22 protein-coding genes are annotated in these 22694 nt (G+C 59.4%); 9 read left to right on the top strand and 13 right to left on the bottom strand.

The annotated features are described in order from the left end of the window. Positions 1 to 67 precede the first annotated feature (67 nt). Complete coding sequence (locus tag AB0O97_RS15475; RefSeq protein ID WP_363883846.1) at positions 68 to 610, top strand: MarR family winged helix-turn-helix transcriptional regulator; 543 nt, start codon at positions 68 to 70, stop codon at positions 608 to 610. Further along, positions 610 to 1404: an SDR family oxidoreductase gene (locus AB0O97_RS15470; protein WP_363883844.1), complete on the top strand. Its 795-nt coding sequence runs from the start codon at positions 610 to 612 to the stop codon at positions 1402 to 1404. Before AB0O97_RS15475 ends, AB0O97_RS15470 begins: the two co-directional genes overlap by 1 nt. 149 nt (positions 1405 to 1553) lie before the next feature. Here AB0O97_RS15470 and AB0O97_RS15465 read toward each other — a convergent pair whose 3' ends face one another. From AB0O97_RS15465 to AB0O97_RS15430, 8 genes are all read right to left on the bottom strand, one after another. After that, positions 1554 to 1979: a DUF3151 domain-containing protein gene (locus tag AB0O97_RS15465; RefSeq protein ID WP_363883843.1), complete on the bottom strand. Its 426-nt coding sequence runs from the start codon at positions 1977 to 1979 to the stop codon at positions 1554 to 1556. 1 nt (position 1980) lies between these two features. After that, entirely contained in the window at positions 1981 to 3003 is a 1023-nt protein-coding gene (gene fbaA / locus AB0O97_RS15460; RefSeq protein WP_363883842.1) for a class II fructose-bisphosphate aldolase, read from the bottom strand. Between the two features lie 216 nt (positions 3004 to 3219). Then, complete coding sequence (locus AB0O97_RS15455; protein WP_363883841.1) at positions 3220 to 4734, bottom strand: mannitol dehydrogenase family protein; 1515 nt, start codon at positions 4732 to 4734, stop codon at positions 3220 to 3222. After that, positions 4734 to 5606, bottom strand: coding sequence for an ABC transporter permease subunit (locus AB0O97_RS15450; RefSeq protein ID WP_363883839.1), 873 nt, complete (start codon positions 5604 to 5606; stop codon positions 4734 to 4736). Before AB0O97_RS15450 ends, AB0O97_RS15455 begins: the two co-directional genes overlap by 1 nt. Further along, positions 5606 to 6529, bottom strand: a complete 924-nt coding sequence (locus AB0O97_RS15445; protein ID WP_363883837.1) for a sugar ABC transporter permease — start codon at positions 6527 to 6529, stop codon at positions 5606 to 5608. Before AB0O97_RS15445 ends, AB0O97_RS15450 begins: the two co-directional genes overlap by 1 nt. Continuing rightward, positions 6526 to 7659, bottom strand: coding sequence for an ABC transporter ATP-binding protein (locus tag AB0O97_RS15440; RefSeq protein ID WP_363883835.1), 1134 nt, complete (start codon positions 7657 to 7659; stop codon positions 6526 to 6528). The genes AB0O97_RS15445 and AB0O97_RS15440 overlap by 4 nt, the downstream gene beginning before the upstream one ends. Beyond that, on the bottom strand, positions 7659 to 8879 hold the full coding sequence (locus AB0O97_RS15435) for an extracellular solute-binding protein (protein WP_363883833.1): 1221 nt from the start codon (positions 8877 to 8879) through the stop codon (positions 7659 to 7661). Before AB0O97_RS15435 ends, AB0O97_RS15440 begins: the two co-directional genes overlap by 1 nt. 252 nt (positions 8880 to 9131) lie before the next feature. Further along, positions 9132 to 10124 carry a LacI family DNA-binding transcriptional regulator gene (locus tag AB0O97_RS15430; protein WP_363883831.1) on the bottom strand — a complete coding sequence of 331 codons (993 nt, stop codon included), beginning with the start codon at positions 10122 to 10124 and terminating at the stop codon, positions 9132 to 9134. Between the two features lie 283 nt (positions 10125 to 10407). Between AB0O97_RS15430 and uxaC the strand changes: the two genes are divergently transcribed. Genes uxaC through AB0O97_RS15405 form a run of 5 tightly spaced genes read left to right on the top strand, consistent with a single transcriptional unit; the run spans position 10408 to position 16335 of the window. Continuing rightward, positions 10408 to 11835 (top strand): glucuronate isomerase, encoded by a 1428-nt coding sequence (gene uxaC, locus AB0O97_RS15425; protein WP_363883830.1) that lies wholly within the window; start codon positions 10408 to 10410, stop codon positions 11833 to 11835. Between the two features lie 24 nt (positions 11836 to 11859). Continuing rightward, positions 11860 to 13086 carry a D-mannonate dehydratase ManD gene (gene manD, locus AB0O97_RS15420; protein WP_363883828.1) on the top strand — a complete coding sequence of 409 codons (1227 nt, stop codon included), beginning with the start codon at positions 11860 to 11862 and terminating at the stop codon, positions 13084 to 13086. After that, on the top strand, positions 13083 to 14639 hold the full coding sequence (locus AB0O97_RS15415) for an altronate dehydratase family protein (RefSeq protein ID WP_363883826.1): 1557 nt from the start codon (positions 13083 to 13085) through the stop codon (positions 14637 to 14639). The genes manD and AB0O97_RS15415 overlap by 4 nt, the downstream gene beginning before the upstream one ends. After that, entirely contained in the window at positions 14636 to 15325 is a 690-nt protein-coding gene (locus AB0O97_RS15410; protein ID WP_363883825.1) for a bifunctional 4-hydroxy-2-oxoglutarate aldolase/2-dehydro-3-deoxy-phosphogluconate aldolase, read from the top strand. The genes AB0O97_RS15415 and AB0O97_RS15410 overlap by 4 nt, the downstream gene beginning before the upstream one ends. Beyond that, positions 15322 to 16335: a sugar kinase gene (locus AB0O97_RS15405; protein ID WP_363883823.1), complete on the top strand. Its 1014-nt coding sequence runs from the start codon at positions 15322 to 15324 to the stop codon at positions 16333 to 16335. The genes AB0O97_RS15410 and AB0O97_RS15405 overlap by 4 nt, the downstream gene beginning before the upstream one ends. 114 nt (positions 16336 to 16449) lie before the next feature. Here the strand turns inward: AB0O97_RS15405 and AB0O97_RS15400 are convergent, their stop codons facing one another. Further along, positions 16450 to 17088, bottom strand: a complete 639-nt coding sequence (locus AB0O97_RS15400; protein ID WP_363883882.1) for an RNA methyltransferase — start codon at positions 17086 to 17088, stop codon at positions 16450 to 16452. 133 nt (positions 17089 to 17221) lie between these two features. Between AB0O97_RS15400 and AB0O97_RS15395 the strand changes: the two genes are divergently transcribed. After that, on the top strand, positions 17222 to 18016 hold the full coding sequence (locus AB0O97_RS15395) for an HAD-IIA family hydrolase (protein ID WP_363842569.1): 795 nt from the start codon (positions 17222 to 17224) through the stop codon (positions 18014 to 18016). A gap of 98 nt (positions 18017 to 18114) precedes the next feature. Here AB0O97_RS15395 and AB0O97_RS15390 read toward each other — a convergent pair whose 3' ends face one another. The 4 genes from AB0O97_RS15390 to pyrE all read right to left on the bottom strand — a co-directional run bounded on the left by AB0O97_RS15390 (position 18115) and on the right by pyrE (position 21620). Then, on the bottom strand, positions 18115 to 19038 hold the full coding sequence (locus AB0O97_RS15390) for a hypothetical protein (protein ID WP_363883821.1): 924 nt from the start codon (positions 19036 to 19038) through the stop codon (positions 18115 to 18117). 118 nt (positions 19039 to 19156) lie between these two features. Beyond that, on the bottom strand, positions 19157 to 19819 hold the full coding sequence (locus tag AB0O97_RS15385; protein ID WP_363883820.1) for a hypothetical protein: 663 nt from the start codon (positions 19817 to 19819) through the stop codon (positions 19157 to 19159). Positions 19820 to 20310: 491 nt separating this feature from the next. Further along, a complete protein-coding gene (locus AB0O97_RS15380) occupies positions 20311 to 20937 on the bottom strand; it encodes a thymidine kinase (protein WP_363842554.1) in 627 nt (208 codons plus the stop codon). Positions 20938 to 21053: 116 nt separating this feature from the next. After that, entirely contained in the window at positions 21054 to 21620 is a 567-nt protein-coding gene (gene pyrE / locus AB0O97_RS15375; protein WP_363842551.1) for an orotate phosphoribosyltransferase, read from the bottom strand. Between the two features lie 63 nt (positions 21621 to 21683). Here pyrE and nadE point away from each other — a divergent pair, with 63 nt between their 5' ends. After that, entirely contained in the window at positions 21684 to 22505 is an 822-nt protein-coding gene (nadE, locus tag AB0O97_RS15370; protein WP_363883818.1) for an ammonia-dependent NAD(+) synthetase, read from the top strand. Positions 22506 to 22694 lie beyond the last annotated feature (189 nt).

Raw genomic sequence — 22694 nt, 5'->3', positions numbered from 1 at the left:
AGAACACGAGTATACTGTCTTGAGGACAGTAAGTTGACGTGCAAACACTACCTTCAGGAGCGCAACGATGACACTGCACGGCACCGAGCAAGACCCGCCCGTGAAGCCGTATAGCAATGCGCTCATGACGTCCCTGACTCGCGTCATTGCCCAATGGAGCGCACCCGATTTCCTCACCTCAGTGGTAGCCCGAGAAGGCTTGGATCTGGATCCAGGCGCCATCACCTTCATCACTTTCCTCTCCAATGGCGGGCCCCTGCGACCCTCAAAATTGGCTCAGAAAATGGTGACCGGAGCTTCCAATGTCAGCAAGATACTGGCCCGGCTCACCGCTGCCGGGATCGTAAAACGCATACCAGATCCGGCCGATGCCCGCGCCAGCCTGGTCACTCTGACACTCGCAGGACGCAAAGTGGCGGCCTCCTTTATAGAGGCCGGCGATGCATTGGTTGAGGATTTACTGACCGGCTGGGACGAACAAGACCGCCACGATCTGGTGCGCCTGCTGAGCAAACTTGACCAGTCCACGGCCACACTTTCCAGCCACCTCAGAAACAACCAAGACCACCTGGACGCTACAGCGCCAGAGTCTTCGATGGAGCAAAAATAATGACTGCAACAACATCCCGTACCTACATCGTTACTGGCGCCGGCTCCGGCATTGGTTTGGCCACTACGCAGCTATTGCGTGAGCGCGGCGAGACCGTGATCGGCGTGGACCTGAAAGGCGCTGAAATTGAAGCCGATCTGAGCACGCCAGCAGGCCGCAAAGCAGCAGCCGAGAACGTTATCGAGGTGGCTGAGGGCAAGATCGACGCCGTCATCGCCTGCGCCGGCATCTCAGCTCCCATCCCACTCACGGTCAGCGTGAACTACTTTGGCGTCACCGAATTTCTAGACCACCTGGCACCATTCCTGGCCAAGAGCCCGGCGCCGCGTGCCGCCGTCGTAAGTTCCGCAGCTTCCCTGCAGACCACCTCGCCGGAACTCGTTGATGCCCTGTTGGCCGGCGATGAAGCCAAAGCCTTGGAACTTGGTGCAGCACTTGCCGCGCAGGGCCCCGCCGGTTACTTGAATTACCCTTCCAGTAAGCGTGCGCTGAGCCGTTGGATTCGCCGCGAATCCATCACCGAGCGCTGGGCCGGAGCCGGCATCCCGCTCAACGCGGTGGCCCCGGGAACGGTTATTTCGCCGATGACCGAGAAGCTCCTCTCCACGGAAGAGGGCCGGAAGCTGGTTGATGACAACATGCCGATGCCGTTGAATTACCACTCGGAGTCCATTGTGCTGGCACGCTTGCTTGCTTGGCTGACCAGCGAAGAGAACACACACACCACGGGTCAGACCATCTACATCGACGGTGGTGTTGACGCAACGCTGCGCGGAGACAACATCTGGGACTAATTTCCGGCGCAGAACGCAACCGAAATCACCCGGAACGCAAAAATGAAGCCGATCCCGCTTTCTTGAACTCGCCATGGCGAGTTCAAGAAAGCGGGATCGGCTTCATTTTTTAGCTGGGGCCCGCGGAAACAACGGGCCCCAGCAGAGAGCTACAGCGCGGCTTCGATCGCGGCAGTTGCCAACGGGTCGGAATCGTTCAGGAACGTGGTGATGCGTGCAGCTTCATCGGACTCGCCGATAGCGCCTGCGGCACGGCCCAGAGCGTAGAGTGCGCGCAGGAATCCGCGGTTTCCCTCATGCTCATACGGGACCGGACCGGTGCCGCGCCAGCCGTTGCGGCGGAGCGAATCCAAGCCGCGGTGGTAGCCGGTGCGCGCGTAGGCGTAGGACTCGATGGTGCGGCCTTCGGCGTATGCTTCGTCAGCCAAAATGGCCCACAGCAGCGACGACGTCGGGTGCGAAGCAGCCAAATCAACGGCCTCGTCCCCGGCGTCCAGGCGGGCCTGGACATCCTCCTCGGCCGGGAGCAGTGTGGGCTCCGGGCCGAGGAGGTTCTTGCGGAATTCGTCGCTCATGTTATTTGAACGTGGTGCCGGCGGAGCCGAGCTGCTGGGCAGCCTCAACAACGCGTGCCGCCAGGCCCTTTTCGGCCGAGGCGCCCCAGACGCGGGGGTCGTAGGTCTTCTTGTTGCCAACGTCGCCGTCGACCTTCAGGACACCGTTGTAGTTGGTGAACATGTGGTCAACCACAGGGCGCGTGTAGGCGTACTGGGTGTCGGTGTCGATGTTCATCTTGATGACACCGTAGGAGACAGCGTCGGCAATTTCCTTCTCGGAGGAGCCGGAGCCGCCGTGGAACACGAGGTCGAACGGGTTTTCCTTGCCGATCTTGGCACCAACGGCAGACTGGATTTCCTTGAGGATCTCCGGGCGCAGCTTGACGTTGCCGGCCTTGTAGATGCCGTGCACGTTGCCGAAGGTCAGCGCGGTGATGTAGCGGCCGTGCTCGCCTGAGCCCAGTGCTGCAACCGTTGCCAGGCCGTCTTCGATGGTGGAGTACAGCTTGTCGTTGATGGCGTTTTCGACGCCGTCTTCTTCGCCGCCAACAGCACCGATCTCAACTTCAAGGATCATCTTTGCCGCGTGCGTGCGGGCCAGCAGTTCGCGGCCGATGCGCAGGTTTTCCTCGAGGGTTTCGGCCGAGCCGTCCCACATGTGGGAGTTGAAGATCGGGTCGCGGCCAGCCTTGACCTCAGCCTCGGAGGCAGCCAGCAACGGCAGTACGAAGCCGTCGAGCTTGTCCTTCGGGCAGTGGTCGGTGTGCAGGGCCACGTTGATCGGGTAGTTCTTGGCAACTTCGCGGGCGAATGCTGCGAAGCCCAGGGAGCCGGCAACCATGTCCTTGACGCCGGCGCCGGACCAGTAGGCACCGCCACCGGTGGAAACCTGGATAATGCCGTCAGTTCCGGCGTCGGCGAAACCCTGCAGGGTTGCGTTCAGGGTCTGTGAGGAAGTCACGTTGACCGCGGGGTAGGCGAATCCGCCAGCCTTGGCGCGGTCGATCATTTCGGCATACTTGTCCGGTGTTGCGATGGGCATAAAAAGCTCCTCTGGGCTGAACGGTACTAAGAGTCTGGAAACAGGCCAGCTCCCGCATGGCTACTTCCATCTTAGCCAGTGCTCCCAAAGTCACGAAGAAGATGAAGCTCCGGCTCAATCTGTGGACATTTTCCACGCACGACGGCGGGCCCTGGCTTCAGTGCCACGGCCCGCCAGTGCGGCGCTTGGAGGTGTTGCGTCTGGGTAGGGCGCCCGCTAGCGAATCTCACGCAACAAATCGTGGACGTGGCTCGCAACCGCTTTGCGGAACCCCAGGTGCCCGGAGACGTCCTGAGGGAAAACGTTACCCAGCGCAAACATGCGCTCTGACAATTCGTTTTCGATGCCCCGAGCCACGTTGTGCAGTTGCTGTGCCGCGGGATCATCCAACGTGAGCGTTTCGCCATTGACGTCTCGACCACGGTAGACGAAGACCATCCATGCGGCCACGGCCAGCGCCGCGCTCTCCGGCACGCTACCGGCAGCTAGCCGGTCACTCACCGTCCCCAAGAGACGAATGGGCAACTTTTCCGAACCGTCCATGGCCACTTGAATGGTGGTATGCCCCAGCGCGGGGTTCGCGAACCGCTCCAAGATGGAATCACCGTAGGCCTGCAAGTCCAAGCCATCCGGGGCTGTAAGGGTCGGGATGACGTCTTCACTCTGGAGCCGACGGGCCGCCAGCTTCAGCGCCTCATCACCAACAGCGTCGGCAATCGTGACAAAACCACGTAGTGCCCCCAGATAGGCCAACAGTGAGTGGGTGGCGTTGAGCATGCGCAGCTTGGCCACCTCAAACGGTTCCACATTGGCGGTGATGGTTGCCCCTGCCTGTTCCCAAGCTGGCCGCCCACCGGCAAAAGCATCCTCAATGACCCACTGCCCAAATGGCTCGGCAACTACCAGTCCCTGATCCTGCAGACCCAAAATGGACAGCGCTTCCGCTTGATCGGCAGCCGTTGTGGCTGGGACAATCCGGTCCACCATGGTGGAGGGGAAGGCGACAGCGTCAGCGAGCCACTGCGAAAATTCCGCATTGCCAGCTTCACCGGCAAAATTCGACATGAGCTGTCGGGTCAAGGCTCCATTGGAGGGCAAGTTATCGCATGGCACAACGGTCAAAGGTGCACCACTGTCCTGAAAACGCTGTCCCAGCCCGCGCGCGAGGAGTCCAAGGGCGGTAGCCGCCGGACCGGCGTCGTACTTTCCGGCCAAGGAACGGCGCAACGTGGCAATGTCGTGCGCTGTCCCCTCATGGGAAATTTCCAGACGTCCGGCGCTGGTGCGCGGGTACCCCTTTTCGGTGATCGTGGTGGAGACGATCTGTGTCTGCGGTGCGGCAATCGCCGCCACGACACTGTCGGTGTCTACGCCGGGGAAAGCCACGCCGCGCAGTGATGCAATGATCCGCAGGGACTGCGCTTGGGCACTGCGCGTCAGCACCGAATAGAGCCCGTTCTGCGGCGCAAGTTGCTGTGCCACTTTCGCGGTCCGGCCGGTGACCCCCAAGATGCCCCAGTGGGTTTCCCCACTGGTGGTGGCCGCATCTTCGGTGTACACGGCCTGGTGTGCGCGGTGGAATGCTCCCACGCCCAGATGCACAATGCCCGTGGTCAGGCTGCGCGGATCGAGGGTGGGCCCGATGACACCCGGCCGGGCAGCAGCCCCGGTTAGGGTGTCAAGGGATAGCTGGGAATGCTGGAGTGTCTGGACACTGGATTCGAGGCTCATCAGTCGTCCACTTCCTTCATTTGTGAGACCAACTGAGTCGGATTCACAAAACGCAGGGCGATCGCCAGCAGCAACATCATCATGGCCATGTAAATGACGGCCATGGCGTCCACGGACTGCTGGGCGCGGATACCGGCCCCCGTCATAGCGTTGAAGAGTGAGACCACCAAGGTGCTGGAGGTCGAATCCGAGGTCAGGAATGTCAACTCGAACATGCCCACGGTGCGGACCAGAACCAGAACTGCGGCAGCCAGAATCCCTGGAACCAGCAGCGGGGCAAGAATCTTTGTGAACAACTTGAACATGTTGGCACCGCACATGCGAGCCGCCGATTCAATGCCCGGGTTGATCTGTTCAATGAATGGTGTCATGGTCAGGATCACGAACGGCACGGACGGCACCAAGTTGGCCAAAATAACGCCGGTCAGTCCGGGTGCCAGGTGCAGATAGGTCAGCAGTGTTGCCAAGGGAATGCCGTAGGTGATGGGCGGCATCATGATCGGGAGCAAGAACACCAGCATGACCACGGACTTGCCGGGAAAATTGCGTCGGGCCAGGACGTAGGAAGCCGGAGCCCCAATCACTACGGAGAAGAAGACCACGGCGACGGACACGATCAGGGTGGTTCCCACCACCTGGCCGAGATCAAAATCTTTCCACGCGGTGGCGTACCAGGACAGGGTGAATCCGTCCGGCATCCAGCTGTCGAACCACTGGGTTGCGAAGGAGTTCACTACCACCGAGCCGACCACACCCAGGAGTAGCAGCAGGAACATGATCATGCCACCAGCCACGAGGAATGTTCCCGGGGTTGCCACAATGCGTCGTCGTGTCGGCACCGTTGTGCCGTTTTGCTTCATGGTTACGCTCATCAGCCCTTACCTCCAGTTGAACCCTTGTACATCCGTGAACGCCAAACGAGCACAATCAAGATGACCAGCAATTCCACAACACCCATCACGATGGCTGCAGCAGACGCCAGCGGGTAGTCGAATTGCTGTCCCCACGCGTTGTAGGCGACATAGGCGATGACCCTGGTAGACCCTGCCGGGTCACCCACAAGAATCGCCGACGGGAAGACACTAAATGCCAGAACGAATGTTAGGCAGAAAGTGATTGCCAATCCCGGAGCCAACAGTGGCAACGTGATGCGGCGGAAACGCTGCTTCCAATCCGCACCCAAGGTGCGTGCAGCCGCTTCCAGGTTCGGATCGATTCCTGACAGGTAAGACAAAATGAGGAGGAAAGCGAAGGGGAAGCCGGAGATGATCAGCGACCACAAAACACCCCAGTAGTTCTGCACCAGATCCAGCGGGCCAATGCCCACCAAATCCAGCATGCGGTTGAACCAGCCGCGCTGCCCAAAGAAGTTCAGGAGACCTTCGGCGGTGAGCACGGTGCCGAGCGTAATCGGGATGACCAAGATGGTGGTTAGTGCCCGTTTACCGCGGAATTTGCCACGCATCTTGAAGGCCAGCGGAATGGATGCCAAGACGTTGAACAAGGCCGCCGGGATGGCGAGGCGAAGGGTGATCCAAATGGACTCCATGCCGCGCATGTTGGGATCCGTGAAGAAGGCGATGTAGGCACCGAAGATGCCGCCTTCTTTGGGCTGGAAGGACAAACCCAGACCGTACAGGAACGGATAAACAAACAACGCTAGCGAGAAGATCAAGGCCGGAACCAGTAAAAGCAGGAGCCGGTCAATGCCGCGCTCAGCCAGACGGTGGGTCAGGGCTGGGCGGGAATATGGCTCCTCCATCCGCGCCGGAGGTTTGCGCGTTGTCAATGTCATGATGCGGCACCGAGCAATTCAGGCTGCACCGGCGCGGCGTCCTCAAGTGCTGACTGAAAGATCAGAACGCGGTCCGGAGATGCTGCCAAGTAGATTTTCTGGCCAGGCTGCACATGTTCAGGTGTGCGCACATGAAGCGCAGTGCCATCTACTGCACGGGCTTCCACCGCAAATTCGCGTCCCTGGTATTCCACTACTTCCACCGTGGCTTCCAAGATGGAGCGGCCCAGACTGTCATGGCCCGGGGCGATGATCTCAAGATCCTCTGCCCGGAGCCCCACCTTGACGGTGTCACCGGCTGCAACATGATGCTGCGTTGAACCGGTCATGGTGGTTCCGAGCACGGACACGGTAACGGCTGAGCCGTGCACCCGCTCCACAACGCCTTCCATTAGATTCCGGTAACCCATGAAGTCAGCCACGTGCCAGTTTGCCGGCCGTTCGTGCAGTTCCTCAGGCGTACCAACCTGCTGAACCTGGCCCAGACGCAGCACCACGAGGCGGTCTGCCAGCGACAGGGCTTCTTCCTGGTCGTGGGTCACGTACAAAGTGGTGAGTCCCAGCGACTGATGCAGCCGGCGAATTTCCGTACGCATCTCCAAGCGCAGCTTGGCATCGAGGTTGGATAGCGGCTCATCCATGAGGACCAATTGCGGACGCAGCACCACGGCGCGGGCAATAGCTACTCGCTGCTGCTGTCCACCGGACATCTGTCCCGGAAGTTTCTTGGCGTGCGGACCAAGCTGCACCAATTCGATGGCTTCGGCAACACGCTTTTTCACCTCCGCCTTGGGGACGTTGCGCATTTCCAAACCAAAGGCAATGTTCTTTTCCACGCTCAGGTGCGGGAACAGTGCATAGTTTTGAAAGACCATGCCGAATCCGCGCTTCTCGGGCGGGAGCTGATCAATCTGTTTGCCGTCCATCAGAATGCGTCCGCCAGTCAGGGGGAGCAAGCCTGCCATGCAGTTCAAAGCTGTTGACTTTCCGCAACCGGAAGGGCCCAACAGTGCGATGAATTCACCGCGTTTGATGGAAAGATTCAAACCACGCAGAGCAGCCTGGCCACCAAAATTGCGGGCAACATTCTCCAGTTCAAGAGTTTCAAAGGTGCTGATGTGGTTGCTCATTACTTCTTCTCAAACTTTCCGCTGGCAACTTCGTTGTCCCACTTGTCAAAGGCCTTCACCAAGGCGTCGGCGTCAATGGGCTTGGCCTTGGGGTTATTGGCAATGAGATCGTCATATTCGGGCCGACCAAACTTGCTGATGACGTCCTGGCTGGACTGGGGGGCCATCGAGAGGGTGACGTCATTGACGGCCGGGCCGGGGTAGAAGTAGCCGGAGTCGTAGGTCTTGGCTTGCTGCTCAGGGGTCAAGGCGTACTGCAGGACCTGCAGGATGGCTGACATCTTGTCTGCGGAAACTCCCTTAGGGATCGCTGCGTAGTGCGCATCAGTAACCCAGGTGAAGCCCTCCAGCGCCTGGACCTTGAAGTTGGTGGGGACCTGGTTCAGGGCCCGCGGGTTGATGTCCCACCCGGTGGTGGTCATGGCCATGTCCCACGTGCCGTTCTTCAGGTTGTTCATGGTCACACCGGTTCCGGTGGGGTAGCTCGGGATGCCCTGGTTAAGTTCTTTCAGGAAGTCCCAGGTCTTGTCCCAACCGGCGACCGGATCTGAGGGGTCTGAGTCATTGAGGATGTACGGCAGGCCCATCAAGAAGGTGCGGCCGGGGCCGGAGTTAGCCGGGCGGGCGTAACCAAATTTGCCGGGGTTGGCCTTTGCCCAGTCCAGCAGCTCTGCAGCGGTTGTGGGCGGGTTGGGTACCTTCTCCGGGTTGTATTCCAGCAAGGGGCCCGACGGGTAGTAGGTCAGTTCAACGGCATGGTCCTGTGCCAGTTCCTGCATAGCTGCGGCAGGCTCCTGGTAGTTATCCATGTTGGAGAGCCGGTCCTTGAAATCGGTGGCGACCGTGGTGAACAGGTCCTGGCTAATGCCGGCGGCAAGACCATCGGTTCCGGTGAGTACCAGATCGATCTTCAAGTTTCCGGCCTGCTGCTGAGCTTTGACCTTGCCTGCCATGTCAGGGGCTCCGGCTGTTTCCCACGTGACCTTGGAGATGATGTCAGGGTGCTCTTCCACGAATGAGTCAAAGATTCCTTCCGTCAGCTGCTTATTGCCAGCAACATCAAGAATGTTCAGTGTCACTGCTGCGGAGGGCTTCTCCGGAACGTCGCTGCTGGATAAGCTCTCCGTGCTGCCACCACCACCGGGTGCGCCACACCCCGTGATGATGAGCCCTGAGAGCGCTAAGGCAGCTGTCCATTGAATCTTTTTGCTTGATCGCATTGCGTGACCTTTCGTGGAATTCCGCGACATTGCGGAAAGGATCTGATCGTGAATGATGTGTACCTTTTTGAGCGAGCTCAAAAGTATTAGCGGAATTTTGATAAAGCAGTGGCTAGGCATGGGCACTAAAGGGTGAATTACTCCGGAAAACTAAAACATTGAAGGAATTGAAGGAATTGAAGGACTTGAGGGACCGGAAGATTAGAAGGCCGGAATCAGGGTAAAGATAATAGGGGTGTTGAATCAGCGACGCTAAGGCGCCGGAACTCCTGTGGAGGCCCGCACCACCAGTTGAATCTGGATCGGCTCCACCGGGCGTACGGAGGCACCAGACTCAATGCAATCCATTAAGAGGTTCACGGACACGCTCCCCACTCGCCGCAACGGTGCACGGACAGTGGTTAATGCTGGTGAGACCAAGCTGGCAGCATTGATGTCATCAATGCCCACCACGCTCATTTGTCCGGGCACATCCACCCCACGGCTGCGAAGCCTGGCTAGCACGCCCAGTGCAATGAGATCGTTATAGGCTAGGACGGCTGTTGCGGTAGTGGCCAACGCTTGGTCCGCAGCAGAGAGTCCACCATCGAATACCGGCGCAAAAGCACCCAGGGACGTCACTGTTAACGCCGGACATTCAGCAACGACGGCTTCGATGCCCAATCTGCGTTGACGGTCCGACCACGACCCCGTGGGCCCTCCGGCATAGGCCACATGACGATGACCTAGTGCGTAGAGGTGGCCCAAAGCTTGACGAATAATTTCCGTATCATCCACGAAGAGGCTGGTAACACCCTCCAATCGGCGGTTGACAAGGACAATTGTTGGATCCTGCGCACACTCCAGAAGATCAGCATCCGGCATTCGCGCTGAGCAAAGAATGAGCCCGTCCACTTGGGGGCGCAGCCTTCTGGCCAGGTCCAACTCTGATCGGGGATCCTCATCCGAGTCAGCCACCAAGGCAAAGTAGCCCAGCGCCAGCGCCCTGGCTTGGACGCCTTTCGTGACTGACGCGAAATACGGGTTCTCCAAGTCCGGCACGACGAGACCGATATTTCCTGTGCGAGTCTTGGTCGCCACGGCAGCAGTGGAACCGCCCTGATAGCCAAGATTTTCGATAGCAGCCATTACCCGCGCCTTTGTGCCGACCGCAACAATTTCCGGTGAGGTCAGAACCCGGGAAACGGTGGCAGCTGAAACGCTCGCCGCCTTTGCCACGTCTCTGACAGTCACTGAGCCAGCCATCCGAGTCCCCTTTCTTTTTCTTGGTAGGTGTGCCAGTGGCTTTACTGCGGTTGTGCCGCAGTTGGTCATCAGCTGTCAAAAAGTGCGTTGCATCACAGTCTGCAACGCGTCACGTCTCAATGTCAACGGTTGTAACAAAAAGTTTCAATGTTTCTGAAAATATTCAAAATGTGTCGTTAGTTTCTAGAAATCTCTTGCCATTCAAGGGCCGTTACCAGATAGTGGAAATGAGGCTGTTTCATATTTTGTTTCATTTTGTTTCAAAGGAGAGGCTGAACGAGCAATGACAAATTCCAATCCATGGGTACTTGACCCCGACCGCGCCCTGCCAGCCGGCAGCACCGTGCGGCCACTGGCCCGAGAAATCTACCAACACATCAGCGGGCTCCCGATCGTTTCCATGCATGGACATGTGGAAGCCGAATTGTTCCTGCGTAATGAACTCTTCGGCAATCCGGCAGAAATGCTGATCGTGCCGGATCACTACTTGGTGCGCATGCTCGTCTCCCAAGGCTACCGACACAGTGAGTTGGGGGTCCCCTCCAAGGACGGCACGGCGGTTGAAATGGATCCGCGGGCCATTTGGCGCCGCTTCTGCCAGAATTGGAAGCTGTTCCGAGGAACACCCACCCGCTTTTGGCTGGAGCATGAACTGGCTGTGATCTTCGGCGCCACCATGTTGCCTTCGGAAGAAAATGCAGATGCACTATACGACCAGCTCCAAGCTGCTCTGGCCACCGATGCGTTCCGCCCTCTGTCCATCCTGGAGCGCTTCAACGTGGAAATCCTGGCCACCACCGATGCCGCCGCTGCCGATCTCGCCGCCCACCATAAATTGGCCCAATTGCCGGGAGCGCACAAGATTCTCCCCACCTTCCGGCCTGATTCCTTGCTTCATGTGGGCAACGCCAACTGGTGTGAAGAGATCAACACTCTCTCCCAGGCCTCAGGCATCGAGGTGGTGGACTACGGCACGTTCCTGGACGCGCTGCGCCAGCGACGTGCCGATTTCATCGCCGCCGGAGCCAGAGCAACCGACCATGGACATCTCAGTGCCGACACCACCCCGCTGCCTGCCGCGGAATCAGCACGGATTTTTGCAGCAGCACTCCAGGGCACGGTGACCGCCCAGGAAGCTGAAGCATTCTCCTGCAGCATGATCTTTGAAATGGCCCGCATGTCATCCGAAGATGGCCTGGTCATGCAGTTCCATCCAGGGGTATTGCGCAACCACAATGCTGCAATCTTGGGTGCCCATGGCCCCGATACCGGCCTAGATATCCCCGTGGCCATGGAATTTACGCGAGCACTGCGTCCCTTGCTCGATGAATTTGGAATGAACCCCAATTTCCGCTTCATTGTTTTCACCACCGATGAGACCGTGTATTCCCGGGAGCTGGCGCCCTTGGCCGGCGCCTACCCGGCCATGAAATTGGGTGCCCCCTGGTGGTTCCTGGACAGCCCCCAACAAATGCTGCGCTTCCGCGAATCAGCCGTTGAGACGGCCGGCTTCTACAACACCAGCGGCTTTGTTGATGACACCCGCGCCTTGGCGTCTATCCCTGCCCGGCATGATTTGTCCCGCCGGATCGACGCCGGATACCTCGCCCGCCTTGTTGCGGAGGGCCGCATGAACCTGGACGAAGGCATCGAGACAGCCATCGATCTGACGTACAACATTCCCCTGCAGTCTTACGCAGCCCGCCCGTAGCACCCACCAGAAAAGAACAATTCCATGACTATTCGCAATGCCGAAGTGCTGGTCACCAGCCCGGGCCGTAACTTTGTCACGCTGCGCATCACCACCGAGGACGGTGTTGTTGGCCTCGGCGATGCCACCGTCAACGGGCGCGAGCTGGCCACAGTCGCCTACCTAAGAGAACACGTGGTACCACTACTCATTGGCAAGGACGAACACAACATTGAGGACATGTGGCAGTTCCTCTACCGTGGTGCTTACTGGCGCCGCGGCCCCATCACCATGGCCGCCATCGCCGCCGTCGACATTGCCCTCTGGGACATCAAAGCTAAAATCGCCAACCTCCCGCTGTACCAACTCCTCGGCGGCGCCTCGCGCATCGGCGCACTCGCCTATGGCCACGCCTCCGGTTCAGATAACGAATCCTTGTTCACCTCGATCCGCAACCATGTGGATGAAGGCTTCAAGGCCATCCGGGTGCAGACGGGCGTCCCCGGACTGGGGCAAATCTACGGGGTGGCCACCGATCAGCGCCCCGGCGAGCGCTACGACTATGAGCCCGCCAAACGCCTGCCGCTCCCGGCCGAGGAAAACTGGGACACCCGCGCCTACCTCCGCCACATACCCAGTGTCTTCGCAGCTGTCAGGGAAGAATTCGGTCCGGAATTGATCTTGCTTCACGACGGCCACCACCGCATGACCCCCAATCAGGCAGCATCCCTCGGCAAGTCCTTGGAACCCTACGATTTGTTCTGGCTCGAAGACTGCACCCCCGGTGAGAACCAAGAAGGCTTACGCCGAGTCCGTTCCCAAACCACCACTCCACTGGCCATCGGTGAAGTATTCAACAGCATCCACGATTACCAGACGCTGATCACCGAACAACTCATTGATTACGTTCGCTCCGCCGTGACGCACACCGGCGGCATCACCGCCCTGCGTAAACTCATGGACTTCGCCGCGATCTACCAAATCAAGTCAGGCTTCCACGGACCCACCGACATCTCCCCTGTTGGTCAAGCCGCCCAACTCCACCTCGGCATGGCCATTCACAACTTCGGCATCCAGGAATATATGAAACACTCCCCAGAAACCTTGGAAGTGTTTAAGACCAGCTACACCTTCACCGATGGACTCCTGCACCCAGGCAACAACCCCGGCCTCGGCGTGGACTACAACGAAGAACTCGCCAAGAGCTACGACTACACACCCGCCTATCTCCCCGTCAACAGACTCCTCGATGGAACGGTCCACGACTGGTGACGGCGCATCCGGGCTCTCCTGAGGCAGCACAAACTCGCGCCCAGCTGCTGATCCTCGCCAAGGACGACGACGTTGCCCTCACCACCGCGGTGCTTCGCGCAGGGACCACCGTGGAGGTGCCCGGGCAAGCGGAACTGACAGTCCTTACGGATATTCCCCGCAGCCACAAGGTCGCGCTTCGGGACATCCCGGCCGGTTCCCAGGTGCACAAATACGGTCAGTCCATCGGTTTGGCCACCAAAGAGATCAAACGTGGGCAGCATGTGCATACCCATAATCTGGGCATGGACACGAGCCAGCGCGAGTACTCCTTTGGCACCGCCCGCATCACGCCACCAACACCAACCGGCGCGCGGCCCACGTTCATGGGTTACCGCCGGAAGGACGGCAAGGTGGGAACCCGGAACTACATTGGGATCCTGACGTCCGTGAATTGTTCTGCGAGCACCGCAAAAATGGTGGCCCACCAATTTCTGGGCTCCGTGTTGGATGAGTATCCCAACGTCGATGGCGTGGTTGCTCTGACCCACAGCAGCGGCTGCGGCATGGTCCTCGATAGCGAGGGTGCCAACGTGTTGGAACGGACGTTGCGCGGATACTCCCAACACGCCAACTTTGCCGGGTTGCTGGTCCTGGGACTTGGCTGCGAGATGTTGCAGACGGAGCGCTTTCTGGACGTCGATAATTCCGCAAAAATTGTGGACCAGATGACCATTCAAGGCACCGGCGGAATTCGCGCTACCGTCAAGGCCGCCGTGGCAAGAATCCATGAAATGCTGCCGGCTGTCAACGCCCTGGAACGTGAAGTGGTTGACGTCGCCGAACTTGTGCTGGGGCTAAACTGCGGCGGTTCCGATGGCTACTCTGGCATCACCGCAAACCCTGCGTTGGGGGTAGCCTCAGATCTGCTGGTCGCTTATGGCGGCACCTCCATCTTGGCCGAAACTCCTGAAGTCTTTGGAGCCGAACACTTGCTGACCCGGCGTGCTGTCTCCCGTGAGGTGGGACAAAAGTTGTTAGACCGAATCGATTGGTGGCAGAACTATGCCACCCAGGGCGGCGGCAGTCTGGACAACAACCCTTCTCCAGGAAATAAGGCCGGAGGACTAACGACCATTTTGGAAAAGTCCCTCGGTGCTGTGGCTAAGGGAGGGCAGGCTGAACTCACAGCAGTGTATGAATATGCCGAACCGGTGTTAGAAAATGGCTTCGTATTTATGGACACACCAGGTTACGACCCAGTTTCAGTGACAGGCATTGTGGCCGGTGGCGCCACCGTTGTCTGTTTCACCACTGGGCGTGGTTCGGTGCTGGGCTGCAAACCGACGCCCAGCATCAAATTAGCGACGAACTCCGAAATGTATCGGCAAATGCCGGAGGACATGGACATCAACTGCGGTGTGATCGTGGATGGTGAATCCACCGTGCAAGAGATGGGGGAAGAGATTTTTGCCACCATTTTGGCCGTAGCCTCGGGTCAGAAAACAGTCAGCGAAGAGTTGGATCTAGGGCAGGAAGAGTTTGTACCATGGCAATTGGGAACAGTGACGTGAGTCAAAATCAGAAGACCGTGCGTCCGGCAGCCGGTAAACTCTTGCGAGGCAACCCCGTGGTGGCCGTCCTGCGCGCCGGTCATGCCAGCGAGTATGCGCCCGTGATTGCGGCCCTAGCCGCTGGCGGCGTCACCACCATTGAACTAACGTTGAGCACTGCCGGCGTAGTGGCGCAGCTGCCGCTCCTGCTGGAAGAGTTTGGCACCGCAGTGGACATAGGTGTGGGAACTATTACCTCGCTCGCGGAGGCTGTGGAAGTCATGGACGCCGGGGTCAAATTCCTGGTTACTCCCATCACCGATCTGGCCGTGGTGGAAGCAGCCGCCCAGCGCAACATTCCAGTTTTTCCTGGCGGGTTGACGCCTACGGAACTGTTCGCCGGCTGGAATTCCGGAGCCACAGCAGTGAAGATATTCCCGGCCAGCACCATGGGGCCAGGATATGTTGGGCACCTTCGAGGTCCGTTCCCCAGCATTGAAGTGATCCCGTCAGGCGGGGTCTCCATTGACAACGCCCCCGAGTGGATTGCAGCAGGAGCTTTGGCCGTCAGCTTGGGCGGGCCCTTGCTCGGCGATGCTTTCAGAGGTGGGGACTTGGCGGCACTGACCCAGCGTGCACGCAGAGTCACCAAGTTGGTTGCCGCCGCCGTAGCTGCCCGAAATGCTGCCAGCGGAGCCAAAAAGTGAGCGAAAAACCGGTGCGTGCGCAGACCAACGGACAGGCCAGTGCGCCGACCACCATGGCGGGCAAAGCGGTGGACGTGGTCACCTTCGGCGAAACCATGGCCCTGATGAAGTCCACTAATCCCGGTCCGCTGGCGCATGAGACAACGCTGGGCTTGGGCATTGGCGGGGCAGAAAGCAACGTGGCCATCGCCTTGCGCCGGCTGGGCGCCACCGTTGCTTGGGCCGGTCGAGTTGGTCAGGACAGCTTGGGCGACCTGGTGTTGCGCCAGTTGCGTGCCGAAGACCTCATCTTGCATAGCCGCCAAGACCCCGGGGCCGCCACCGGCCTCATGATCAAGGAACGCCGCACAGCTGAATCAACCAAGGTCATGTACTACCGGGCAGGGAGTGCCGGATCCCGGCTGTGTCCCCAAGACCTCCCGGCGGAGTTGATCACCGGAGCCCGGCTCTTGCACATCACCGGCATCACCCCGGCCCTCTCAGCCTCCGCGGCCGAGGCTGTCACCTTTGCTGTCCAGCAGGCTCGCGCAGCAGGAACCTTGGTTTCCTTTGACCTGAACTACCGGCAGGCATTATGGTCCAAGGAGGACGCCGCAGTGGCGTTTAGGTCGTTGATTGAGCAGGCGGATGTGGTGTTTGCTGGCGATGACGAGGCGGCCATTGTTGTCGGCGAAGCATCCGATCCGCACCAGTTGGCAGCCAGAATCGCCGAGCTCGGTCCCGCACAGGTGATCATCAAGCTCGGGGCCCAAGGTGCTGTGGCGCTGGTTGCCGGCGAAACGTTCACGCAGCCGGCCATTCCCATCAGTGCGGTGGACACCGTGGGAGCCGGCGACGCCTTTGTAGCCGGCTACCTGGCTGAATTGCTCCTCGGCGAGCCGGTGGGCACCCGGCTGCTCACGGCTGCTCAGACCGGGGCCTTTGCCTGCCTGGTCCCTGGCGACTGGGAAGGGATGCCGCGCCGCTCAGAGCTGAACCTCCTAAACGCTTCCGAGCCCGTCTCCCGGTAGTTCTCGGCAGCGCCGGCGGCGTGGCGGACCACTGAAGGTGAGTGGTCCGCCGTCGTTGCTAAGAATGCTCACCACGCACGACGCCGGACCCTCTCGCTCAGGTGGGCGGCTGGCTTACCCAACGCTCTGGTTGAAGACGTGCCGACGGATCCAGGCATGCATCGCGATGCCCGCGGCGGAGGCGGCGTTAATGGAGCGGGTGGAGCCGAACTGTTCAATGGACAACGTTGTTTCCGCGGCAGCATGCACTTCATCGCTGAGACCCGGGCCTTCCTGGCCAAAGACGAAGACACAGTTGCGGGGCAGCTCGTACGTTTCCAGCTGTTCGGAGTCCGGGAAAATGTCGATACCGATGATCGCCAACCCTTCGCCCTTCGCCCAGGTGACAAAGTCCTCAACGGTGGGGTGGTGGCGGACGTGCTGGTAGCGGTCGGTGACCATGGCGCCTCGCTTGTTCCACCGCCGTCGACCAATAATGTGCACCTCCTTGGCCAGAAACGCGTTCGCGGTGCGCACCACGGTGCCGATGTTCATGTCGTGCTGCCAGTTTTCAATGGCGACATGGAAGTCGTGGCGGCGGGTGTCCAGCTCGGCCACGATGGCCTCCATGCTCCAGTAGCGGTACTCGTCCAGAACGTTTCGGCGGTCGCCGTTGGCCAACAATTCGGGATCCCAGTGATCACCCTCGGGCAGCTCACCTTCCCACGGGCCGAGGCCTACCTCATGGTGCAGTTCCGGATGCTCGGGCGTCATGGCATCATCTGGGGCAGGGTTTTCACCGGTTTTACTCACCGTTCAACTTTACGCACAACTGCCCAGCATCGGCGCAACACCTTTTTCTCTGCAAGACTTGGGGTAGGCCATCTGCCCACTTTCAGGAGGAATCATGACCACTGTGCAACAACGTCAACCCGCCGACATCGAATGCTGGCTCACGGATATGGACGGCGTGCTAGTCCACGAAAACAAGGCTGTACCTGGTGCGGCCGAACTGATCCAGCGTTGGGTGGACACGTCCAAGCGCTTCTTGGTGCTGACGAATAACTCGATCTTTACCCCACGTGATCTGGCTGCGCGGCTCAAGCAGTCTGGTCTGGATGTCCCTGAGGAGAACCTGTGGACCTCTGCGCTGGCCACCGCCCAGTTCTTGAAGTCGCAAATGCCGCACGGGCGCGCCTTTGTCATTGGCGAGGCTGGATTGACGACGGCGTTGCATGAGGCAGGCTTTATTCTCACCGACCAGAACCCGGACTATGTGGTGCTCGGTGAGACTCGGACTTATTCTTTCGAGGCCATCACGCAGGCCATCCGTTTGATTGGCGACGGTGCCCGATTCATCTGCACCAACCCGGACGCCACAGGCCCCTCGCGGGAAGGCCCCTTGCCGGCCACTGGTGCCGTTGCCGCACTGATCACCAAGGCCACTGGCCGGGAACCCTACATTGTGGGCAAACCCAATCCCATGATGTTCCGTTCGGCCATGAACCGGATCCAGGCCCATTCCGAAACCACCGCCATGATCGGTGACCGCATGGATACCGACATCATTGCGGGCATGGAAGCGGGCCTGCATACGGTGCTTGTATTCACCGGGATCACCCAGCCCGAAGACATCGACGCCTACCCGTTCCGGCCGGATCAAGCCCTGAATTCCGTGGCGGATCTCATTCCACTGATTTAGCGTCTACGACGTAACCCGAACCGTAAAGGGTGCCTCGCCATGATTGGCGAGGCACCCTTTTGTATGTCTATTGTGGTGGGGTTTTGATCCTTTTCAACTCAGGGCAAGGGGTTGGGTTGCACAGAATCTACGACGGCCTTCAACGCGGACTTGCTGTTGTCCCACTCGCTGTCCAGAGCTTCCACTGCCATTCTGTACGACCGGCCTACGGTGTCGAAGCCAACGAGGTACTCCCCCGTAATATCGCCTTGGGAACTGAAGCAGGTATATCCGTACCTCAAGCCGTACAGGCCATTCCGCTCAACAATGACAGGTTTGTTTGTATAGGAAAAATCATCCACACACCCGAAAGCAATCACGCTGTGGTCAGACGCCAGGTCCTCCTGAGTGGCCGCAAGTTGACGGGCCAGACCCTGATTGACCCTTGTATGGATCTCCTCCTTGGTGAGTTCGCGGGGAGGCCTTTTGGTGGCCTCGTAAAAGAGCATGGAAGTCGCTGAACCGCTGTTGTTAACGGCGGCAAAAAGTTCCGCAGACGGGAGGTCATCGTCTTTGTTATTAATGGTGTAGCTCTCACTGATGCGGATCCAACCCTCAGGGTACTGGAACGAGGCAGAAACCGTGGGCGCATCCACCATCTTGGTTTTGTTTCCACCAAAGGGCAGTCCGGAAACCATCGTCACACTCACGATGGATACTATGGCCGCCCCAACCACCACTCCGGTACCGGTCAGAATCCACGGCAGTGGCCACTTGTTCTTGTGTGGCTTGTTCTTGTGTGGCTTGTGCGGTGGGACCGTCGCTGCGACTACACCGGTAGGAGTGCCGGCGTTGGCGTAGGAGCTCTCCGGCGCAGCGGGATCCAGCATATTACTGTGCTGTTGGGCGTACTGGGTGGCGTATTGCGCCGAAGCGCCATGTGCCGCGTCATCCGGCACCACGTACGGCACAGCCGGAACTTGCTCGCCAAACTCGGGGTCGGGCTGCTCGGACTGAGGCTGATGCGGCGGCGGCACTGGCATGCGAGAACTCCTTCTTCCGCGCGGCAACGACAAGCGACGCATTTCTTAGATCCTATAAAGGCTCCCGCGGATCAGGCGATGGGCACAACTATCCTGAGCGGGTTGAAGCACTGTCGTGTCAGACCGCCGGCTTCAGTGAATCAACGATGGCCGTCAGCGTTGCTTTATTGCTGGCCCATTCAGCATCTACAGCCTCCACCGTCATTCTGTGCGACACGCCAACGGTGTCATAAGCAACGAGGTATTTCCCTGTGATCTTGCCTCGATTACTAAAGCAGGTGTAGCCGTAGCTGTAGCCGTACAAGCCATCACGCTCAACAATGACAGGCTTGTCGGTGTAGGCAAAATCTTTCAGACAGCCGAAGGCGGACGTGCTGCGGAAATACACCAGATCCTCTTGTGAGGCTGCGAGTTGAGCGGCCAGGCCTTGATCTATCGCTGCATGGATCTTCTCCGTGGTGACAGCACCTGTAGGCCTATCTCCAGCCTCATAAACCATCATGGAAGACGCAGAATCGCTTTTATTTACCGCCCTGAAATGTTCAGCCGGCCGGCTGCCATCTTCGTTAAAAATGGTGACGTTCTTACCGGTGCGGATCCAGCCCTCGGGGTACAAGAAGGAGGCAGACGTGGTGGGCGCAGCCACCATATTGGCTTTGTTTCCGCCCGCGAAAAGTCCAGAAACTAGTAACACCACAGTCACGATGACGGCCGTTATCGCTAGTCCGCCACCAGCAAGGATCCACGGCAGTAGACGCTTCTTCTTCGGCGCCGGGGTCATCCCGCCGGGAGTACCGTTGGGCGCGCCGTAATACGGCTGGGCGTTGAATTGATGCGAGCCGTACGGTGCCGCAGGAGACTGTTGTCCGTACTGTTGCTGGCCATACCGCGGCTGACTCTGTGGTTGCTGTGCGTACGGTGGTTGCTGCGGCTGCTGCGGAGCGTATTGACCGGGCTGCTGAGGCTGCTGAGGCTGCTGAGGCTGCTGAGGGTACGGTTGCCCCTGCTGTTGCTGCCCGTACGGTGGTTGTTGTCCTGATGGCGGTTGCTGTTGACTCTGGACTTGATGCTGTCCTGGTTGGGTCCAGCCATCATGCTGCGGCGCTTTCCCCTGAGCGTGGTTTGCTTCCGAGTCGGAACCGGGCCGGTCTGGCCACGGCGGCTGCACTGACATATGAGGACTCCATCCATCTGCGCGGCCCGGACAGGCAGCGCCATGGTTGCGAGCCTAACGCTCCCCATCTTTCTTCGCGATGGGGAGCTCTGCCCGTCCTAGAACCCCAATGTGCCGCCCGAAGCCTCCAAATAGCAGTTGCCGCAGAGGGATTCATACCAAACCTCGGCACCCTCAATGGCGACTTGATCGCCGTCGAACACTATCTCGCTGCCCACACGGCGGGTGTTGAACATGGCTTTGCGACCACAGCGGCAGATAGTTTTGAGCTCTTCCAACGAGTGCGCAATTTCCAGCAACCGCGCCGCACCGGGGAAGGCCTTGGTGCGGAAATCGGTGCGGAGTCCGTAAGCCAGGACCGGGACGCGGTCCAGCACGGCGATGCGGAACAGATCGTCGACCTGGGCCGGGTCCAAAAACTGAGCTTCATCCACCAGCAGGCAAGCGACCGGTGCCATATCCATGTGCTGCAGCAGCGCATCGGGGGCGTCCCCTGCAGCTTCTGCCGCAAACAGGGCCCGAACATCCGAACCCGGCGGGATGACAAAGTCGACCTCGCGGCTGACGCCGAGGCGGGAAACAATGGAATTTTCCCCCTTCGTGTCCACGCCCGGCTTGGCCAACAGAACCCGCTGGCCGCGCTCCTCATAGTTGAACGCGGCCTGCAGCAGTCCTGTGGACTTACCCGAGTTCATGGCGCCGTGACGGAAATACAGCTTCGACAAAAGAAGCCTTTCAAATCGTTGTGCATTGGGGTTGTGCATTGGGAGGGCGTGGATGGCCCACGCGTGCCAGGTACCGGAGAAATTGCGCAGCGATTTACCCGGCAGGCAGGTGGGGACTAGGAGAGGCCGAGCTCGTCCTTGCCGAAGATGAACAGGTAAGGAACGTTGGCCTCGGCTTCGATGCGCTCCTTGGCGCCAGTGTCGCGGTCAACGATCACGGCCACGGCTTGAATGTTGCCGCCTGCCTTGCGCACACCTTCGACGGCGGTCAGAGCTGATCCGCCGGTAGTGGAGGTGTCTTCCAAGACAACAACCTTGCGCCCATCGACGCCAGGGCCTTCAACCTGACGGCCCATACCGTAGGACTTCTGCGCCTTGCGGACCACGAATGCGTCAATACTGCGGCCTGCGTCGCCAGCTGCATGCATCAGGGCTGTGCCGACGGGGTCTGCACCCATGGTCAAGCCGCCGGCCGTCTCAAACTCGATGCCGGCGTCGTCCAACATGGCCAGCATGACGCGGCCGGCGAGCCGGGAAGCTTCGTGGTGGAGCGTGATGCGGCGCAGGTCGATGTAGTAGTCGGCTTCCTTGCCGGAGGAGAGGATTACCTTGCCGCGGACAACAGCGAGTTCCTTGACGAGTTCGAGCAGGCGGGCACGGTCAGCAGCAAGTGTGGAGGTCATGGGATCCATTCTAATTGGGCGCACGCAACACTGCCGAAATATGCACGGGATACGCTTAGTCACATGCGAGAACTACAAGCACAAATCATTGACGAACTTGGCGTCCAACCGATGATTGACCCGGCTGGGGAAATCACTCGACGGGTGGCATTCTTGAAGGACTACCTCAAAGCGACGGGTACTAACGGCTACGTGCTGGGTATCAGCGGTGGTCTGGATTCCACTCTTGCAGGCCGGTTGGCACAGCTAGCTGTGGAAGAACTTGCAGCGGAGGGCACTGATGCGAACTTCATCGCAGTGCGCCTCCCCTACGGAGTTCAGCACGATGAAGATGACGCTCAAGCAGCGTTGAAGTTCATCAACGCCAAAACTGAGCGGACCTTCAATATTGCCCCGGCCGTGGACGGCTTCGCGGCTGAGTTCGCCACGACGGCCACGGAAAATGTCACTGATTTCAACAAGGGAAACATCAAGGCTCGCAGCCGCATGATCGCCCAGTATGCCTTGGCGGGGCAAGAGAACTTGCTGGTCATCGGAACCGACCATGCTGCAGAATCCGTCACGGGTTTCTTCACAAAGTTTGGCGACGGCGGTGCCGATATCCTTCCGCTGTCTACCCTGAACAAGCGTCAGAACCGGGCACTGCTGCGCGAGCTCGGCGCCCCGGAGCAGCTGTGGGCAAAGGTTCCAACCGCTGACCTCCTCGACGGCGTCCCTGGCCGCACCGACGAGGACGAACTCGGCATCAGCTACGACGAAATTGACGACTACCTCGAAGGTAAGGACGTCAGTGAGGCAGCCGCTGCGGGCATCGAAGGCCGCTTCCTGCGCAGCCGGCACAAGCGAACCGTTCCGGTGTCCCTGCTCGACACATGGTGGAAATAGCCCGGCACCCGAAACGCTAGGGCAGCAATGGCTTTAAATGCAGGAACGCTACCGCACTTCAGTGAGATAGCGTTCCTGAAAAACACACCATTGGCCCTTCGTGTCAGCCTTGGGTGAGAGAGTTTTTCTCATTCAGGGTTGGTTGGGCAGGAGGAGTTAATTGTTCATGGATATTCCGCAGCGGCCATC

Source organism: Specibacter sp. NPDC078692 (assembly GCF_040686835.1).
In the GTDB taxonomy this organism is placed as follows: Bacteria; Actinomycetota; Actinomycetes; order Actinomycetales; family Micrococcaceae; genus Specibacter.
The sequence above is the reverse complement of the archived record's forward strand: the minus strand, read 5'-3'. Positions and strand labels throughout refer to the sequence as shown.